10 protein-coding genes, 5 tRNA genes and 2 pseudogenes are annotated in these 18,251 nt (G+C 55.4%); 9 read left to right on the top strand and 8 right to left on the bottom strand.

Annotated elements, in window-relative coordinates; genetic code table 11:
* Window positions 1-148: 148 nt before the first annotated feature.
* Entirely contained in the window at window positions 149-1,159 is a 1,011-nt protein-coding gene (locus J3U88_RS30275; RefSeq protein ID WP_207862762.1) for a type 1 periplasmic-binding domain-containing protein, read from the bottom strand.
* 444 nt (window positions 1,160-1,603) lie between these two features.
* Here J3U88_RS30275 and J3U88_RS35495 point away from each other — a divergent pair.
* The 3 genes and pseudogenes from J3U88_RS35495 to J3U88_RS35485 form a co-directional block, all read left to right on the top strand.
* Window positions 1,604-1,933, top strand: a pseudogene (locus tag J3U88_RS35495) (hypothetical protein); the annotation flags it as partial.
* Between the two features lie 21 nt (window positions 1,934-1,954).
* Window positions 1,955-2,344, top strand: a pseudogene (locus J3U88_RS35490) (PAS domain S-box protein); the annotation flags it as partial.
* 27 nt (window positions 2,345-2,371) lie between these two features.
* Window positions 2,372-3,484 carry a hybrid sensor histidine kinase/response regulator gene (locus J3U88_RS35485; RefSeq protein WP_423842096.1) on the top strand — a complete coding sequence of 371 codons (1,113 nt, stop codon included), beginning with the start codon at window positions 2,372-2,374 and terminating at the stop codon, window positions 3,482-3,484.
* A 651-nt stretch (window positions 3,485-4,135) separates the two neighbouring features.
* Here J3U88_RS35485 and J3U88_RS30265 read toward each other — a convergent pair.
* Window positions 4,136-5,032: a universal stress protein gene (locus J3U88_RS30265; RefSeq protein ID WP_207862760.1), complete on the bottom strand. Its 897-nt coding sequence runs from the start codon at window positions 5,030-5,032 to the stop codon at window positions 4,136-4,138.
* 145 nt (window positions 5,033-5,177) lie between these two features.
* Window positions 5,178-5,630 (bottom strand): universal stress protein, encoded by a 453-nt coding sequence (locus J3U88_RS30260; protein ID WP_207862759.1) that lies wholly within the window; start codon window positions 5,628-5,630, stop codon window positions 5,178-5,180.
* A 952-nt stretch (window positions 5,631-6,582) separates the two neighbouring features.
* Between J3U88_RS30260 and J3U88_RS30255 the strand changes: the two genes are divergently transcribed.
* The 4 genes from J3U88_RS30255 to J3U88_RS30240 all read left to right on the top strand — a co-directional run bounded on the left by J3U88_RS30255 (window position 6,583) and on the right by J3U88_RS30240 (window position 7,055).
* Window positions 6,583-6,657: transfer RNA gene (locus J3U88_RS30255), tRNA-Gly, on the top strand.
* 63 nt (window positions 6,658-6,720) lie between these two features.
* Window positions 6,721-6,796: transfer RNA gene (locus tag J3U88_RS30250), tRNA-Cys, on the top strand.
* A gap of 17 nt (window positions 6,797-6,813) precedes the next feature.
* Window positions 6,814-6,897 (top strand) — tRNA-Leu (locus tag J3U88_RS30245).
* Between the two features lie 83 nt (window positions 6,898-6,980).
* Window positions 6,981-7,055, top strand: a tRNA-Gly gene (locus tag J3U88_RS30240).
* 323 nt (window positions 7,056-7,378) lie between these two features.
* Here the strand turns inward: J3U88_RS30240 and J3U88_RS30235 are convergent.
* Window positions 7,379-9,007 carry a hypothetical protein gene (locus J3U88_RS30235; RefSeq protein ID WP_207862758.1) on the bottom strand — a complete coding sequence of 543 codons (1,629 nt, stop codon included), beginning with the start codon at window positions 9,005-9,007 and terminating at the stop codon, window positions 7,379-7,381.
* A 797-nt stretch (window positions 9,008-9,804) separates the two neighbouring features.
* Between J3U88_RS30235 and J3U88_RS30230 the strand changes: the two genes are divergently transcribed.
* Window positions 9,805-12,471 carry a TonB-dependent receptor plug domain-containing protein gene (locus J3U88_RS30230; RefSeq protein WP_207862757.1) on the top strand — a complete coding sequence of 889 codons (2,667 nt, stop codon included), beginning with the start codon at window positions 9,805-9,807 and terminating at the stop codon, window positions 12,469-12,471.
* Window positions 12,472-13,643: 1,172 nt separating this feature from the next.
* Here the strand turns inward: J3U88_RS30230 and J3U88_RS30220 are convergent.
* From J3U88_RS30220 to J3U88_RS30205, 4 genes are all read right to left on the bottom strand, one after another.
* Window positions 13,644-14,234 (bottom strand): DUF4126 domain-containing protein, encoded by a 591-nt coding sequence (locus J3U88_RS30220; RefSeq protein ID WP_207862755.1) that lies wholly within the window; start codon window positions 14,232-14,234, stop codon window positions 13,644-13,646.
* 161 nt (window positions 14,235-14,395) lie between these two features.
* Window positions 14,396-15,442, bottom strand: a complete 1,047-nt coding sequence (gene rfbB / locus J3U88_RS30215) for a dTDP-glucose 4,6-dehydratase (RefSeq protein ID WP_207862798.1) — start codon at window positions 15,440-15,442, stop codon at window positions 14,396-14,398.
* 72 nt (window positions 15,443-15,514) lie between these two features.
* On the bottom strand, window positions 15,515-16,138 hold the full coding sequence (locus J3U88_RS30210) for an L-threonylcarbamoyladenylate synthase (RefSeq protein ID WP_207862754.1): 624 nt from the start codon (window positions 16,136-16,138) through the stop codon (window positions 15,515-15,517).
* A gap of 245 nt (window positions 16,139-16,383) precedes the next feature.
* Window positions 16,384-17,415 carry a potassium channel family protein gene (locus J3U88_RS30205; protein ID WP_207862753.1) on the bottom strand — a complete coding sequence of 344 codons (1,032 nt, stop codon included), beginning with the start codon at window positions 17,413-17,415 and terminating at the stop codon, window positions 16,384-16,386.
* Window positions 17,416-17,617: 202 nt separating this feature from the next.
* Between J3U88_RS30205 and J3U88_RS30200 the strand changes: the two genes are divergently transcribed.
* Window positions 17,618-17,694 (top strand) — tRNA-Arg (locus J3U88_RS30200).
* The last annotated feature ends 557 nt before the right edge of the window (window positions 17,695-18,251 follow it).

Below are 18,251 nucleotides of genomic sequence, written 5' to 3'. Positions count from 1 at the left end.
GTCACAAAGGCGTGTATTTGGTCGCTGTTCTTCGCTGAGGTTTGTCCCTATTTAAGCGGACTTTTGTACGCAAAAGATACTGTTTTTTTATGAGGCTCAGCGTGTTTTCGAGTGCGTTGTATTTTTCTCGTCGGGCCGGCGGCTTCGCTCACGGCCGGCGCGCGTTGGTCAAGGTGGCCGAAAGTTTGGAGCCGTCCTTGGGGGACAACATCGACTCCGGCTGGGTTGAGATGACCTGATCCATTTCCATCAGAGCCCTTTTTCGAATGAGGACCTCGGCGTTGATCTTGTCTAAATTCACTATTTTACGAACGCTAAAGGGATAACGCATCGGGAGGTTTCCTGCGCGCCAATGGCTGCGCTTGACCTTGCTTAGCAGGTCGGATGCCTGGCGGCCCAGCTCGTAGTGGTCCGGTACGACCGCAAAGGAGCCCATTAGGTTGGGGTTACTCACAAAATTTTCCAAACTTGTGACAACCGGACTTTTGAAGTGTTTTAAGGCCGGGTTCCAGGCGCGCCGAATCAGGCGTTTGCTGAGCAATTCGCTGTCGTTGATGACCCAAAGGGCGTCGACCTCGTGGTCTTCGATGAGCGTTTTGAGCGCGGAGCGAATGCGGCGGGGCATGCCCCATCCGTTTTGCACCTCAATCCCGGTCAGGGAGATCAGCTCCTTGGCACACAACGCTTTCTGTTCCGCGATGAACCGTCTCAGGTGGGGCCGATAAACCACGCCGACCCGTTGAACGGGTTGTTTCATTAGGGAGCGGAGGTTGACCAAATTGGTGACCGCCGGGACTTCATATTGGATGCCGGTTGCGTTGGGCAGCCGTGAGACCGCTTTTTCGGCGAACACCGCCATCATGACCAAGCAAGGCACCTTGCGGTAGGTGGGATAGGTCTCTTGAAAGTGCCGCATGAATTCAACGGAATAATTGTTCATCAAAACGAACATCGACGGTTGTTCCGTTTCAACTAATTGGTGAAAGCGTTTCATTTTTACGTTTTGTCGGCGACGATCCTGCTTGGAGAGAAAGAAGGGAACCAAACGAAAATCGTAATCGATATGGTCTTCCAGGCCCTCGGCGGCATCCGTGAATTCCTTCTGTAGCGGGCGCACCACGATTACGGTTGCCGATTTTTTCGCATAGGCCGGCGGCAAGCCCTTTTCCTGTGGGCCCGCGGCCTCAAGCAGCTGGGTGCAGAGTGCCGAACTTAAGATGAGAAAAACGACGGCTGAGAAACGCAAAGCAGGAGGGACCTCGAACAAGAACGGTGGATAAAGCGACCGGGCATGCTGCGGTTCTAGAACCCACCGGTCGTGTTGCCTCCATACAGACAATTATTAAGCCTCGGAGGAATCAAGAAATCCGACGAAATCATTATTTCCTAGGAGAAATCACGATTTTCAATTGGTTTTTCATCTCAGTGTACCCCTCTCGATCCCGTATGCCCAGATAAAACTTGGGATCGGCCCGGAGTTTGGCGCTTTTCTTTTTTTTAACGGGGCTTCTGTTGTCTCGTACTTTCGCCCGCAACCCTGCTAGGTCTTGGTCTTTGGACGTGCTAAAGTGGCCCTTCTTAATGGGATTTGAAGGGGGTGGCGATGCTCAACACCGCGTTTATGAAAGAAGCATTTGGGAGCATGCAAGCAATTGCATTGGTTCTAGATGCCCGTGGTTTTGTGCTTTTTGCCAATCCCTTTCTTTGTGCGCTGTTGGAACGGGATGAAGCGGGTGTGTTGGGCACCCTTTGGTCTCAGTTTTGCCGGCCGGCACAGGATTTTGAATCCTGTTTGGCGCGCTTGCAGGTCCGCGAAACGTCGCGCTGTGAATGCCGCCTCGAAAAAGAGAATGTCGATGCCACACAGCTCCGTTTCCAAGCCAATCCCGTTGTTTGGGAAGACGGGGCCCCCGCCGTGTTGCTTATCGGGGAAGATGTCACCGAGCGCGGTTTAATGGAACAGGCGGTCCAGGAAAACGAAAATTTGCGAAGTCTTGTTTTCGACCATACGCTCGACAGTTTGATTACCATCGATCAGAGCGGGAAGGTGCTTACCTTTAATAAGGCCGCCGAAAAAATGTTCGGCTACCAAGCCGCGGACGTTTTGGGTCGCAACGTGGCGATGTTGATGCCGAACCCCCACGCGGATCGTCACGACGATTATATTGACCAATACTTGCGCACCGGAAACGCCAAAATCATCGGTAAAGGTCGCGAGGTTACCGCGCGCCACAAGGACGGATCACCCATTCCCGTTTTGTTGAACGTCAGTCGCGAGGCGGAGCTTGAAGGCGAGAAGGTGTTTGTCGGCGTGTTGCGCGACCTCAGTAAAGAGAAATATGTCGAGGCTCAATTGCGCCAGGCCCAGAAAATGGAAGCGATTGGTACCTTGGCGGGCGGCATCGCCCACGATTTCAACAACATTCTCGGCGGCATTTTTGGCTATGTGGAGTTGATGCTGGAGGATGCCGAAGAGGGCTCCTACCTTCAGGACGATTTGGGCGAAATGATGAAAGCCTGTATGCGTGGTAAGGAGCTGGTGCAACAGATCTTGACGTTTTCCCGTCAGGAGCAGCCGCAGCGCAAGCCCGCCCAGCTTCAACCAATTATTAAAGAGTCGCTTAAGCTGTTGCGTGCCACCATTCCCACCACCATTGACATTCAATCGGAAATCGACCCCGACCTGGGCCCGGTTGTGATTGACCCGACCCAGATCCACCAGGTCATGATGAACCTGTGTACCAATGCCTACCACGCGATGCGCAACACCGGTGGGTGCCTGCAGGTTTCTCTAAAGAAAGTGGATTACCAAGGTCAAATCGCCAATATTGCCAACGCGTTGCCTTTTGGTTGCTACGCCGCGTTGCGGGTGGAGGATACCGGGGAAGGGATGGATGAGGCCACCCGACAGCGGATTTACGACCCGTTTTTTACCACCAAACGTTTGGGTGAGGGCACCGGCATGGGGCTTTCCGTCGTCCACGGTATTGTTCAGAACCACGAGGGTTTGATTACGGTGGAAAGCGTGCTCGGCCACGGCAGCGTGTTTATTGTGTACCTGCCCTTAAAGGGTGTTGCCGCGGTTGACGGCGAGCGCGATGAGCAGCCGAGCGAAATGGGTGTGGAGCGCATCTTTTTGGTGGATGACGATGCGTTCTTGCGAAATGTCCAGCAGCGCTTGCTGGCGCGGCAAGGGTACCACGTGCGGTTATTTACCAACGGTCTGGAAGCCTTGGAGGCCTTTGAGGACGATCCTTACGGGGTTGATCTGGTGATCAGTGATCAAACCATGCCGAAAATGTCGGGTATGGAAATGGCAAAGGTGATGTTGCGCCGACGCGGTGAATTGCCCATTATCCTTACGACGGGATACAGCGATGTGATTCAACCCGAGGATGTGACCCAGATGGGTGTGCGGGAAATGTTAATGAAACCTGTACCAAAACAGATGATGTTGGCCGCCATTCGCCGCCACCTATCATGAGATAAGGATGGCTGGATTGATCGGGTTGGCTGATTGAGCCCGCCTTTCTCGTCGGGATTGATCAGGGCGGCAACAGGTGTTGGTGCGTTTTGCTGAAAACCGATGGTTTGTGTGTGCCTAGCCCGCATTTCTCACAAGGAGTTCTGCTACGAAGCCTTGTGAGAAATGCGGGCTAGGTGCGTGGCGTTGGTCCACTAAATTTCTCAGGATTTTTGGATGAAATGAAGATGGGCGATTGCGGGTTTCCTGCTTTGCGCGGCGGACAACGCCTTTGATGAAGTGGGCGCGTTTGAGGGAATTGCAGGGTTACATGCATGCGACCGCGGCGGCACAAGTCGTTATTTTGAGAAGTTGAAGCCAATGTAAGCAAGGGGGTAGCGCGCGCGCCGGTGACCCAATCCTGAATCAGTCTAACGGAGTGACGGCATCATCCGCGGCGTGACCCAGTTAAAAAAGGGGAGGGGTGCGAAATCGCCATCCTGGAAATCTCAAAATCCTGATAAAAACAGGGGAAGCAAGACCTCCATCAGGGCGAGCTCTTTAGAAAAGGGTAATTCCGCCAAATCGCCCATCATGGGAAGGGAATCCCGGGAAGCAAGTTAGCCCGAGTCTTGCTCCCCGAAGTTCCACCCGTTCGCCACCACCTACCTATTAATAATGAAGGCGGTCGACCGGGATTGTGAAAATGGGGCAGGCCGTTTCGCGCAGAACGCGTTCCGTGGTGGAGCCGATGAAGTAGTCGACGATTTGGTTGTTGCTGTGGTGGGGCATCAAAATAATATCGGCCTCGGCTTCCTTAGCCCAAGCGGCGATCTCCTGATGCGGGGTTCCCATGGCGACTTTGATTTGGCTTTTCACGGTGGGACCTTTCTCCGCCGTCAGGCGTTTCAAGCGGGCCTCACTGGTGCTGAGCGCCTGTTGCAGCCATTCGCTGCTTTGGGGCCAGCCGTAAACGTCGTGAATGGGTGCGCGGTTCACCACGTGCAGGACAAGCAGTTCGCCGTCCGCGTTGGCCGCGGCCTGACGGGCGTAACGGACGGTGCGGTCGGCGACCTCGGACAGGTCGGTCGGCACCAAAATGCGTTGGTACAGGCCGCGCCGGTGTTCCGGGCGTTGCGCGCGTACCGTTAACACCGGGCAAGGGGTGTTGCGGATGGTTTCTTCCGTAACACTGCCGAGGAGCCAGTGCTTCACGCCGCGGCGGCCGTGACTGCCGGTCACGATCAGGTCAATTTTGTGTTCTTCCGCGTAGGTGCAAATGCCGGTTGCCGCCGCGATGGCGCGTACCTCCGCGCGAACGATGTTGATGCCGCGGCTACCGAATCGGGCGATGATTTCGTCGTAGTAGGTGTTGGTACGTTCGGAAATCTCCAGGTCTTCCGGTTGCAGATGTTTGGCCCCGTAGGGGTCGTGGTCGTACAACACATCGACATGGAGCAGGTGCAACACCGCGTCTTGCCGGTGGGCGCAAGCGAAGGCCTCGCTAATCGCCGCTTCCCCGGCCTCGGAGAAATCGACGGGACATAAAACCTGTTTAATGCTGCTCATAACTAACCTCGATCAGGTGCTAGCCCGCATTGCTCACAAGGAATTCTGCTTCTCGCGACGAATCCTTGTGAGAAATACGGGCTAGAAAAGTGGGTGTTTGTACCGGGTGTGCGCGATGCTCGGTACGACCTCGCGCGCTCAATGCTTAGGTTTCGTTGGGTTTGATGGTAAGCACCGAGCAGTGGGCGTGACGAACCACATATTCGGCGACGCTGCCCAGGATCAAGCGGTTGAAGCCGGTGTGCCCGTGGGTCCCCATGACGATCATGTCGAACTTGTGTTCATTGGCAAATTCGCAGAGCGCCGAGCCGGTTTTGCCCTCGAGAAAGGTGGTGGGGCAATCGCCGGTGGTGGCAGAGATTTCGTCCAAGGCCTCCCGGCCTTTTTTCTTCATGGTGGTGATGTGGTCGTCCAGCCATGTTTCCACGCCGGGCATGAAGTAGTAAGGCGTGGGCATGTTAAAGGTGTCGGGGTCAAAGACGTGAACGATCTCCAGCTCGCAGCCTAGTTTGTCGCGAAGAAACAAGGCGTAGTCTTGAGCCTTGGCCGAAATGGCTGAAAAGTCCGTGGCGAAGAGGATTTTGCGAATGTCTTCCATGGTGACCTCCTATTGAAGATGTTTGGGTGTTCAACCATTGAGAATAGCAGGTTTTATGCCGGTGAGATCTGGTTTGGTAGGACGGTGGCAGGATGTTGTGCGAACAGCCAGGCGGTTTTTGCTGATTGGGTGCGGCTAAACTACTGGTACGAAGGTGGTTGATTGGGAGGCGTGCAGGTGAGGACCAGCGCCGAGGTGTTCCGAGGATCATTGCCGGCGCCTGATGGGGAAGGCTGCTCAGCCACCACCCATGTGTAGGGTTATTTTACGCAAAGTTGCGCGATGGTACGCGGGCGGGAAAAGGTATTCCCAGCGCAAGCGCGACCTTTGTTTCGTGCTTTTTCGCGGGAACCGCGAGGGAGGAGCCGGGGAGCGCTTCCTTGGGGATCGATCATGACCGGGTCGGTTCTCTGCACGAATAACTCGAGTTAGGGTTATTTTGCGCAGGGTTGCGCAATGGTGCGCAAAGATCGCAGTAAACATTGCGAGATTGAAATGACTCAAGGGCGCAAGTGGTTTACTTGGAGGTGTTGCGTGTTTTCGAAAAGCCGGCAGCCGGATTGCACTAAGGTAAAGTGCCTTTCGAGAAGGAGCCGGCCTCTGTATCCCCGTGCGCGCCAGAAGGGTGCGCGGTGAGATGGAGACCGGTTCCGACTCCGGTTGATGATCGCGGTGGGACGTCATGCGAGGTTGACCATCCATCGTGAGCGATTGCCGCCCCAAGACCGGCAACATCAATCTCCAGGTTTTGCCCCGCCCGCGCGTGTCTCGCGCGGGCCTTTTTTCATTTTGAGCACTCTCGGGCTGCGAAATCATAGATAAAGTGAATGTTATGAGTTGCTTGCGAGACTTTAGAGAAAAAGTATAGTTTTTGTGAATTGAGTGTTGACAGCCCCGCGGGAAATCTTTATACTCCACATCTTGTTGAGGCTAGTTAGCTGATTGAAAACGAGCGGGTGTAACTCAGTGGTAGAGTGCAACCTTGCCAAGGTTGAAGTCGTGAGTTCAAATCTCATCACCCGCTCCATTTTCTTCAGGTTTTAGGGTTAAGATCCGTCTTAGCCCTGATTGTGTTTATAGGCTCATATAAGGCGATGTAGCCAAATGGCTAAGGCAGAGGTCTGCAAAACCTTTATTTGCCGGTTCGAGTCCGGCCATCGCCTCCATCCGTCCGACCTTCACCGCCTGAGTGGTGAAATTGGTAGACACACAGGACTTAAAATCCTGCGGGGTCAAACCCGTGCCGGTTCGAGTCCGGCCTCAGGCACTTTTCAAAAAAGACGTGGCATCCTGTAAATCATCGATTTTCAGCTTTACGTGATGCCTCGCTTTTTTTGGCGCGTTTTTAACGCGGGTGTAACTCAGTGGTAGAGTGCAACCTTGCCAAGGTTGACGTCGTGAGTTCGAATCTCATCACCCGCTCCATTTATAAAAGGCCGAGTTTCGACTCGGCCTTTTTTAATTTCTGTGCTCGTTTCGCACCCTTGTCAGGCGCAAGGGCCGCCTTGTCAGGTGTTAGCCCGCGGTTCTCATAAGGATTCGTCGCGAGCAGCTGAAACCCTTGTGCGCACGAAGATGACGAACGAGAGACGGCACAGGGGATCGACCATTCGGTGTGGCAGAAGAGGCGAAGGCGGCTCGACCGAGTAACGCGTGAGACAAACCCTCGTAATCGTATGGGTTGCCCCGTAGCAGATTCCTTGTGAGAGAAACGGGCGAGGGACCGCCCCCGAGGAGGCGGTTTTGGGTTAGTTGCCAACCCGTTTCAGGATGGTTTCTACCGTTTTGCGTTGGTCAACCAAGAGTTTGTGGTTGGGGCATTTGGCCAAGGCTTGTTTGGATTTCTTGTCGGCCAGGTCCCATTTACGGTCCGCGATAATGGCTTCCACCTCGCGGAACAATGCGTTTCCGTAGTTTTCCTTGAAGGCGGCTTTGTTTTCGTCCGACAGTTTGAGCTTCTTGTCGGCGAACGCTTTTTCGAAGATCGGCAGCGATTTTTTGTAATCGCGATCCGTGTATTGAGCCAGCTGGTTGATGTAGAGGAACTCGCGAAGTTTGACCAAGCTGTCGTCGCCCTCTACCTCGGTGGGGACCAGGGCCAGCTTGGCAAAACCCTCTTTGAACTTGCCTTGGTCGGAGAGGGATGACACCGCGCGGGACAGGACCGCCAGGTAGTTTTGTTTGCCCACCGCGTTGCCGACTTCTTTGGCGGCGAGTTCAAGGGCTTGGTCGAACTGACCCGACTCATCCAAGGCCTTCAGTGCCATTTGGGAGAGCATGGTTTTGAAGTTGGCGGCGCGTTTTGCGTCGATCCCTTCCAGTTTGCTTAGCCAGGAGGTCGTGGCGGCTTGATCACCGGCCTCATTGGCTTTTTCGATCATGTTTTCGATGATGCCGATACGGAAGTTTTTGATCGTGGCTTCGCTGTGGGGGCGTTCGATGTTTTCAGCTTGTTTGAGCGCGGCTTCGAGGTTTCCGTTATCGCGCAGGTGAACCGCTTGGTTGTACTGGAATTTGGCCAAGGTGTCGAGGAACTGGTTTTTGTGTTCACCGGTGAAGGGGGCGAGGCGTTCGGCGACGGGGACCGCCGCGGCGAAGTTTTTGTCGGCCTCGGCCTGTTCAAATAATTTGATACCGATGTTGAAGGCCAGCGGGGAAAACTCTTTGCGGTCGGGCCACATGCCCGCCGCGCCGGCGACCAGTTCGGCGGCTTCGCGGTATTTTCCTTCGTTGTAGAAGGTGAGGCCTTGGTTGTACATATTGGTGTCGGCGGCGCCGAAGAGGTATTTGCCGGCGTTAAAAAGCTTGCTGCTGACGGCAAAGGCGCGGCCGGCGGCGACGGGGTCGCTCGCGGCGAGGGCGATGCCCTTGTCGGCGAACAGCAGCGCCAGGCTTTCGCGGACCTTGACGGCGCTTTTGTCGGCGAAATAGGGGCCCATTTTTTTGGTGACAACCGCGAGGTCGTCGGCGGAGATGCCGAACTTATCGCCGAGGTAGCTGTAAAGAAAGGCCATGGTGCCGGTGGAATAAGCGCGGGTTTTCAAAGCGTCAAGGATGCCGTACTGGGCGGCGTCCTCGGTTTTCAGTTTCTTGCCGATGCTTTTGAACAAGGCCTTGGCCGCTTTTTCGCCGCCGAACTTCGCCAGCTTCTCATTGATGGAAAAAGGCTGGGCGGCGGTCTCGAACGCGCTATGGGCGGCGGCGAGGGCGTCTGGGTCCTTGGCGCCGCCGGCAATCAGCGCCATATCCAGGGTGCTGAATTCCGTTTGTTCGCCGTTTTCGGTCAGTGCGTGCAACAGGCGTGTCTCGAGATCTTGGGCGCAGAGTAGTGCGCTATAGGTTAGGCATACAAAAGTGAGCAACATACGAAGTTTCATAAATCGTCCTTGGTGCAAAATGCGAGGGTCCTTCGCTGAACCCGTTTTTACCCTGTCGTCGGCGAGATGACAAGTCCCTGGCTCGGATTAGGCGCTCGAAGTTGTTGTTGGGTGGAAAGCTGTGACCTGTATTTATTTTTGGCGTCCATATATTAATGAATGGAAGGGTCGCCCGAAATAGGTGGAGGCTGCATTGAAATGCACAATCGGGAGACCCCGCGTTTCCGGTTGTTGGTCGGCGGGCGACCGGTGTTGACATGGAAGTTCAGGGATGGGGCGACGGAACGGTTCTTCCGCGCTATTTTTGCCGGAGTCGGTGGTTTTGCGGGTGTTGCGCTTTTGAATGTCTGCCGGTTGGCCGTCGAGGGGAAGACGGGCTTGGCCGTGAAAAGTGTTGGATAACAGAGGGATAGCGTGCGGAGGGAGACGACGGCGTGCCGCTAAGGGATGGGATGTGGTGAGATCCAGGGTGCACCGTCGCCGTGTAAAAAAAATCAAATTTCTTTTAGGGGAGTACGGTGGTGGTGCGTTTACGTATGAAGGTCCGGTAGGTTTAATATTTTCTGCACTTTAGTTAGTGAAAAATCTCACGAAGGGCGTGGATTGTTGGTTCAAAAGGGCTTGAGCCCGGCCTTTCGCTTTGTAAATGTTTGTTGACACCTCCCTTGGGCATTGGGTAGATTCTGAGCAGTTTCAATCAATGCTTTGCATTTATAACCTTTTTTTCACTGCGAGGCCTTTAGGTGCCTTTCGTAGGATTTTTCAGATTCGAATCTTAGACCTTTAGGAGAAAAACGTTGGGTATTCTGACTGACTCAAAGGCAGTCCGAGGACTGGCGCGTCTATCCGCATTGGTAGCGATGGCCTTCTCGTTTACTGCTGTTTCATTTGCTCAGGACAATGACAAAGACCCCGAAAAGATTGAGCCCGTTGAAGAACGGATTACCGTAACCGGTACCCGCATCAAGCGTACCGACGCTGAAACCGCGGCGCCAATCGACGTTGTTACTCGGGAAGAAATCGAAAAATCAGGTGCGACTTCAATCGACCGCATCCTGCAAGAGTTGCCGTCCGTAACCGGCGGCGCTTTGAACACCAACATCTCAAACGGGAACGACGACCGCTCAACCATCACCATCCGCGGTCTGGATTCATCCAATACCTTGGTTCTTTTGAACGGCCGCCGCTTGGTAAACCACGGTCGTGCCAGTGCTTCTGTTGATTTGAACACCATCCCCCTGCAAGCCGTTGAACGTATCGAAGTTCTGAAAGACGGTGGTTCCGCGATCTACGGTTCTGACGCCGTAGCCGGTGTTGTAAACATCATCACCCGCGACCACGTCGACGGTTTCGAAACCCCGCTTTACTACGGTCAAACGTCGCGTGGCGACCTGGAAACCCAAAACTACAGTGTTTTGTTTGGTACCAGCACCGACCGTGCACGCATCATGGTTAGCGCGAACTACTACGAAAAAACCGGTATCTTCAGCCGTGATCGTTCGATCTCGAACGACGCCGATACCAGCCAAACCTTCGGCATCGACCTGGGTTACTTCAACCGTTCTTCCGCAACCCCTACCGGTTACTTCAACGTTCCCGGCTTGGGTGTCATGACCTTGGACCCCGCCCTCGGCGACGGTTCCGATGCGTCTCACTTCCGCGCGTTCGACAACACCGTTGACCGCTACAACTTCCGCGAAGAAACACCCGCCACCCTGCCTCAAGAGCGCAGCAACATCTTCATGACCGGTTCTTACGATTGGAAAGACAACATCTCTTTCTTCGCCGAAGCCTGGTACATGAAAATTAAAACCGACAACGGCTTGGCCCCGAACCCTTTGTTCACCGCGTTCAACGGCTTCGGTCCCATCACCGTTTCCGCCGACAACCAGTACAACCCCTTCGGTGTGGACATCCCCGATGTTCGCCGTCGTATGATCGAAACCGGCCTGCGCTCTGCCGAGCGTGAAGGCGATAACTACCGCGTCGTCGGTGGTGTTGAAGGTTCTTTCGGTACGGACTGGAGCTGGGATGCCTACTTCTTGTGGCACGAAGATACTCGCCGTAACTTCCAGGCCGGTGCTTTGATCGGTCCCCGTGTTGAATTGGCACTTGGTCCCGCCGACCAATGTCTCGCCAGCCCTGGTTGTGTTCAGTTGAACCTGTTCGGCGGCCCCGGCAGCATCACTGAAGAAATGCTCGACTACGTGTCTACCACGGGTCTGTTCACCGGTCGTTCCAACATGAAACAGTTGGCGTTCAACATCGCCGGTACTTTGGCATTCTTGCCTGCCGGTGGTCTCGGCTTCGCGGCCGGTGTTGAGTACCGTGAAGAATTCGGTGAAGACAACCCCGACAGCTTGGTTTCCTTGGGTGAAACCATCGGTTTCACCAACTTCGAGCGCACCTTCGGTGATCGCGATCTGAAAGAAGCGTACGCTGAATTGTACGTTCCGATTGCCAACTCCGTTCCCGGTGCTCAGTTGTTGGAAATGACCTTCGCCGGTCGTTACTCCGATTACTCTGACTTCGGTGACAACTTCGCACCCAAGTTTGGTTTCAAATACAAGCCCATCGAGCAAGTTGCACTGCGTGCTACTTACTCTGAAACCTTTAAAGCGCCGACCCTCAACCAGTTGTTCAGCGGTAACTCTCAGGGTTTCCCCACCTTGGTTGACCCTCTGGCGCCTGCCGGTGAAACCCGTACTCAGTTCTTGACCGTCGAAGGTTCCAACCCCGACCTCTCTCCCGAGAGTTCTGAGGTAACCACCGTCGGTTTGGTTGTTGAGCCTGTTGAAAACCTGAGCTTCACCATCGACCGTTTCGTCATTGATCAAGAAGACGTGGTTAAAGCCAACGCGCAATACATCCTCGACGAAAACGCCAACTCCGGCGCCTTCGCCGAGCGGGTTATCCGCGACGCCGACGGCTTCTTGCAATTGTTGATTTCGACCCCCATCAACGTGGGTCGCGTTGAGGTAAGTGGCTGGGATTTCAACATCAACTACCGCATGCCTGATGTGTTGGACGGTTTGAGTGTCACCTTGAACGGTACCTACATGGACAAATGGGACGAGCAAGCCACGCCTGACACCGCGTTTATCGAGCGCGCCGGTACCTTCGACGGTAACGACGGCCCTGGTTCTGTTCCCGACTACAAAATCAACATGTTGTGGTCTTTGAACTCCGGCAAGCTCAACGTTTCCGGTGGCATGAACTACATCAGCACCTACGAAGAAGTTGAGCCTTTCAGCGGGAACATTCGCGAAATCGACAGCTGGTTGACGGTTGACGTTCAAGCCGGTTACGCGATTAACCCTGACTTCCGTATCTCCGTTGGTATCGACAACATTTTGGACGAAGAGCCTCCGTTCTCCGCGCAAGCGTTTAACGACAACTTCGATGGTTCTACCCACAACCTGTACGGTACGTTCTTCTACACCCAAATCACCAACCGCTTCTAAGCATTAGGGTACCGTCTTCGGACGGTACATTGCCTTACGGTTCTCAAAACCCGGTTCGCGTTCCGCACGCGGCCGGGTTTCTTTTATTTCTGGATCGGGTATTCGATAGCCGACAGCGAGGTCGGGTTGAGGGTAATGGGAAATCGAGTGGTTTCGGTTCGTGTTGATCCGGGGTGGCCTGGGATGGGGGCGGGGGTGGATGTTGGTGGTTCGGTACGACGTGAAGTGATGATGGATCGATACGGCGTGGCATGATACAGCACGGAATGAAACGGCGCGGAATGATATGGCACGGAATGAAACGGCACGGAATGAAACGGCGCGGAATGATATGGCACGGAATGATACGGCACGGAATGAAACGGCGCGGAACGATATGGTACGGAATGATACGGTGTGGAATGATACGGTGTGGAATGATGCGGCGTGGAATAAAAATAATATTGCTCCGGCGTGTGCCGAAGGTACACGCACACCGTCCCGCGGGGACCATGCTTCATTTAAATGTGAGGCAGAGCCGAACCACCTCAAGCTGTCCTGTAAGGACTAACTATGGCAGCGAAGGGTCGGGCCCTTTGAAAAAGGGGCCTACCCTGGTTCTCCGCGGTTCCCGAAACGCAGGCGCTGAAAGTGCCGGCCCCGAAACCTTTTCGGGATACACCGATGCCATTGAAAACCCATACCAACGTTTCGGTTCTACGATCAGGAACCCATACCAACGTTTCGGTTTTCCAATGGTTGCCACACGAGCCCTTTGGTGGGTGGGAACCGGTGCCGCCGCCAGTCCCTTCAGGACTGGGTTTCCGGTTATTCGAAGCGACCCAGGGTTGCAGTCACTTCGTTTTTTGACCCTGGGCTGCCATAGGTAGTCCTTTCAGGACAGCAGGAAGAGGTTCGGCTTTGCCTCACGTTCAAATTAAGTGTGGGCCACGCATGGCGGTGTGCGTGTACCTTCAGCACACGCGTGAACAACGGCCCGCGCGGACAGGGGTCACGTGCGGAAAAGCCCGCGCGGACATGGGTCACGTGCGGAAAAGCCCACGCGGACATGGGTCACGTGCGGAAAAGCCTATCCCGGCATGGGCCGCGTGCGGAAAAGCCCGCGCGGGCATGGGTTGGGAAAGGAACGGCCCGTCCCTACCATTGGCACGGGACTTGTTCTCGCGAGCTTTTTAAGCGAGGGTGCCTGCCGTGACTTGTGCCTGGGCCTTTTTGGCGCGCCATCGGCCGAAGGCGCGGAAGGTCAGCACCGCCAGAACCAGCAGCGCGGCCATGGCGAGGACCGGGAAGAGGATCGCTAGGACCGTCATGACGATGGAGCCGCCCAGCTCCGCGGTGGCGATGACCGGATTGCCGAGACCGCCGGTGGTAAGGGTCGATATTTGCCGGGTGATGGTGCTGCCGAATTGGAAGAAGGCGCTGGTTCCGCCGCCCGCGATCACCGCCGTGCTCCACATCATGAGCGGGCTCATGTCCGTGGTCATGGCCCCGGTCGCGATGACACCCGCGACCACCGCGCAGGGTGATGCGGCCGTATCCAGTAAGTTGTCCAGCCATGGGATGTAGTACGCGCCGATTTCGAGACAGGTGGCGATGGCGAGGGCCGCCGCGGCGGTGGGTTCTCCCAGCCATAAGAATGAATCGCTGAGTTCCACGTGTCCGGTATTGGCGGCGAGGCTTAGGCCGAGTATGGGGACGAAAATGCGGAAACCGCAGGCCGCGGCCAAGCCGACGCCAATCATGAGTGCCAGTAATTCTTCCATGGACGAATCCTCCTTTTGGATGTGCCTTATTGCTGTTCTGTTAAAACATAAGAGCGCAATCGCGAAAAGGGAAGGGACGCCCGGTATTTTTCCAGGTGGGTGGCGTGGGGCGACCGTGTCCGTCGCATTTGGTGCGACTTACAGGGTCCGCTGAAACACGGCTAGGTTTCGTCGTCCAGGCCGAGCCGTTCCAAGCGGTAGTCGCCGCTGAGAATGTTTTCGCACCAAGCCATGTTGTCGAGGTACCACTGCACCGTTTTGCGCATGCCGGTTGTGAAGGTTTCCGCGGGTTCCCAGTCCAACTCGCGTTTGATTTTGCTCGCGTCGATGGCGTAGCGGCGGTCGTGGCCGGGTCGGTCTTTGACGAAGGTAATCAGATCGGCGTAGGGTTTGTCGCCGGGTTTGATTTCGTCGAGTAGGGCACAGATATGCTTGACGACCTCGAGGTTGGTTTTTTCGTTGTTGCCGCCGATGTTGTAGGTTTCACCCAGGCGCCCTGACTCGAGCACGCGTTGGATGGCGGTGCAGTGATCAACCACGTACAACCAGTCGCGAATGTTGCTGCCGTCGCCGTAAACGGGGATCGATTCACCGCGCAGCGCTTTGAGGATGATCACCGGGATCAGCTTTTCGGGGAACTGCAGGGGACCGTAGTTGTTGGAACAGTTGGTGGTCACGCAGGGCAGGCCGTAGGTGTGGAAATAGGCGCGTACAAGGTGATCGGAAGCGGCTTTGGAAGCGGAATAGGGGGAGTTGGGCGCATAAGGCGTTTCCTCGGTAAAGAAACCGGTGGGACCCAGTGAGCCGTAAACCTCGTCGGTGGAGACGTGGAGGAAACGGAAGTGTTCCTTGGCTTCGCCTTCCAACGCGCCCCAGTAATGACGGGATTGGTCGAGCAGGTTAAAGGTTCCGTTGACGTTGGTTTGGATGAAGGCGGCGGGCCCGTCAATCGAGCGGTCGACATGGCTTTCAGCCGCGAAGTTAACGACCGCGCCAACCTTGTGGTCGCGCAACAGTTTGGCGACCAATGCGGCGTCGCCGATATCGCCATTTACAAAGGTATAACCGGGGTTGTCGGCAATGCGGGCCAGGTTGTTGGGATTGCCGGCATAGGTCAGTATGTCGAGGTTGACCACGGGGATGCCCTGATCAACGGCATTCAGCACAAAGTTCGCACCGATGAAACCGGCACCACCGGTCACCAACATGGTATTTTTCACGGTCACGGGAGCCTCCTGGAAGGTTCGGATCTAGGTAAAAGCAGGGGGATTGGCGGGTGGTCACACGAGCGAGGAGAAGAAGCTGGTATCGCCTTTTCCTTCGCGCAGCACCTCACATTCATCATCGCGAATTGAAACCACGGTCGAAACCTCGGGGTAGATATAATCCCCGTCGATGGCCATATCAATCAAGTGACCGAAACGATCTTTGATGTCCCACACATCGGTGGCGGGCATGTCGTCGTCGGCCAGTTGACAGGTTGTGGAAATAATGGGGTTTCCGAGTTGGCGGACGAGTTCGAGGACCACGGTGTTGTCGGGTACGCGAATGCCGACTTCTTTGCGTTTGCTTTGCAGCAATTTGGGAACCTCGCGCGTGGCGGGCAACACAAAGGTATAAGGTCCCGGCAGCAACTTGCGCATCATCTTGTAGGCCAGGTTGGAAACCTGGGCGTATTCCGAGATGTTGGTCAAATCATTACAGATAAAGCTGAGCGGCTTATCTGGTTTCATGCGCTTAAGGCGGTAAATGGCGTCAATCGCTTTTTTGTTGCGAATACTGCATCCAAGCCCGTAGCAGGTGTCGGTTGGATAAGCCAACAACCCGCCTTGGTTAAGGTGGTTGAGGGCGATATCCAACAAACGCTGCTGTGGGGTTTGGGGATGGATGTTGAGAATTTTCATGAATCGTCCTGTTCATGCAAAAGCATCATCGTTGGTCTTATCGGCACCGGTGGAAATTGCTCAACAGCACCGATTCAGGCCGCATTTCCCACAAGTTTGGATCGTGAACGCCTTGAGAGAAATGGGGGCAAAGGCGGAAAGACGCAAAACAGCCTAACTATAACAAGGAATGAGGGGATGGGGGTGTGGAATGGCGGTTAGGATCGGCATAATCGGGACCCCCAAATCCTCAACTGTCCCAGCCCCTAATGACCCAAATAAAGGCGGAGCGACTTGATCTGCTCATCATCGCCGAGAATCAGCAGTTGTTGCACGCTGTCCAACCGGAAGTCGGGGCCGGGATTAAACACGGTTTCGCCGTTTTTTTGGACCAAACCAACCAGGAGCGCGCCCATCGACTGTTCGCGGATTAAGCTGTTTTTAAGAGCTTTACCGATGATCGGTGCCATTTCTGGGACATCCACCTGCACAAAGTGGATCAGCATGCCTTTTTGGCGGATGGGTTTGTCGATGAATTCCATCAGAATGGGGTTGGCCGCGGCAAGGGCCAGGCGTTGCCCGCCCATTTGGTAGGGGGAGATGGCGTGGTTGGCGCCCGCGGTGAGCAGTTTCTTTTGGGTATCCGCGTCTTTGTAACGGCTTACGATGCGCAGGTCCGGGTTGAGGGCACGCGCGGTGAGCACCACAAAGACATTGTCGGCGTCTTCCGGCAAGCTGGTGGCCAGACCTTTGGCGCCGCTTAAATGGGCTTGCTCCAGGGTTTCGTCCTGGCGGGCGTCGCCCTCGAGGTGGAAGCAAGTGCGTTCGTTGGTATGGGGTGCGCGAGCCGGATTGTTTTCGATGACCACCACCGTTTCGCCTTGGAGCAGCAACTCCTCGGTAATACTCGCGCCGGTGGTGCCGTAGCCACATACAATATAATGGCCGTTTAAGTTGTGGATCGCTTTTTCCATATGTTTGCCTCGCAAAATTTTGAACAGGGTTTCTTCGAACACGAGGTTGGTGAGGATGCCCAGTGCAATCCCCGAGGAGCTGACACCCAGCAGGATGGTGCTTATCGCGAACATGCGGCCGGTGTCAGAGAGGGGGATGACCTCGGCGTAACCCACGGTGGTGATGCTGATGATGGTCATATAAAAGGCGTCGCGCAGCGACATGGGCTCGAAATAATAAAAGCCGGCGGTGCCGTAAGCCGCGACCAACGCCAGCAAACCGACCATGGCGGCGATGCGGTTGCGAACCTTTCGCTTAAATTCCTGATAAATGCCGGGATCCATGGTGCAAGGTCCTTATGAGGTGGCGGCAGAATGGGGCCGATAAGGGATGGGTCATCGAAAGAACCGAATTTTAGCATGGCGGCGGCGGGCTGTAACCCGGCTAAGTTGCAAGCCCGGAAGCGCGTTAAAAAAAAATAAAAAAAGTGTTTGACAACCCTGGGGCAAACCGATATTCTTGCGCCTGTTCTGAGGGCGACGCCACGGAGGCATAGCTCAGCTGGATAGAGCATTTGGCTACGAACCAAAAGGTCGGGGGTTCGAATCCTCCTGCCTCCACCACCTCCCTCAAACACCACATACGAAAAGCCCGGGACTCTTCTGAGTTCCCGGGCTTTCGTCGTTTCTGGGATCTTTTTTGTCCCATTCGTCCTCGTCCTGAGGTCACCCGTGTTTTTGACGAAGCATTGGCGCGCATCACGCGCCGGTCGACTCGCGCTCGGCTTGTTTCGCGTCCGTCGCGCTGGGTGGCACTTCTTTTTGGGCGCGGTACTGATCGAACCCCAGGGGTGGGGCACCCACGGTGAACCGTGGTCGATTGGTGCCCGTCCCTTCGCAAGGTTTTTTGCGGGTTAACCCGCAATGCTCACAAGGAATTCTGCTACGGGGCAAGCCATGCGATTACGAGGGTTTGCCTCCCGCATTACTCGGTCGAGCCGCCTTCGCCTCAGCTGCTACGCCGAAAGGTCGGCCCCGCGAAAGGTCGGCCCCGCGAAAGGTCGGCCCCGCGAAAGGTCGGCCCCGCGAAAGGTCGGCCCCGCGAAAGGTCGGCCCCGCGAAAGGTCGGCCCCGCGAAAGGTCGGCCCCGCGAAAGGTCGGACCCCTGTGCCGTCTCTCGG

The organism is Acanthopleuribacter pedis (assembly GCF_017377855.1).
Lineage (GTDB): Bacteria > Acidobacteriota > Holophagae > Acanthopleuribacterales > Acanthopleuribacteraceae > Acanthopleuribacter > Acanthopleuribacter pedis.
Note: the sequence above shows the minus strand (reverse complement) of the source record. Positions and strands in the feature narration are given on the sequence as shown.

What these genes read in the sequence shown, in the direction of transcription:
- J3U88_RS30205 (WP_207862753.1), bottom strand. Translation starts at nt 17,415, where the DNA reads ATGGATCCCGGCATTTATCAGGAATTTAAGCGAAAGGTTCGCAACCGC.
- J3U88_RS30210 (WP_207862754.1), bottom strand. Translation starts at nt 16,138, where the DNA reads ATGAAAATTCTCAACATCCATCCCCAAACCCCACAGCAGCGTTTGTTG.
- J3U88_RS30265 (WP_207862760.1), bottom strand. Translation starts at nt 5,032, where the DNA reads ATGAGCAGCATTAAACAGGTTTTATGTCCCGTCGATTTCTCCGAGGCC.
- J3U88_RS35485 (WP_423842096.1), top strand. Translation starts at nt 2,372, where the DNA reads ATGGAAGCGATTGGTACCTTGGCGGGCGGCATCGCCCACGATTTCAAC.
- J3U88_RS30220 (WP_207862755.1), bottom strand. Translation starts at nt 14,234, where the DNA reads ATGGAAGAATTACTGGCACTCATGATTGGCGTCGGCTTGGCCGCGGCC.
- J3U88_RS30235 (WP_207862758.1), bottom strand. Translation starts at nt 9,007, where the DNA reads ATGAAACTTCGTATGTTGCTCACTTTTGTATGCCTAACCTATAGCGCA.
- J3U88_RS30260 (WP_207862759.1), bottom strand. Translation starts at nt 5,630, where the DNA reads ATGGAAGACATTCGCAAAATCCTCTTCGCCACGGACTTTTCAGCCATT.
- rfbB (WP_207862798.1), bottom strand. Translation starts at nt 15,442, where the DNA reads ATGTTGGTGACCGGTGGTGCCGGTTTCATCGGTGCGAACTTTGTGCTG.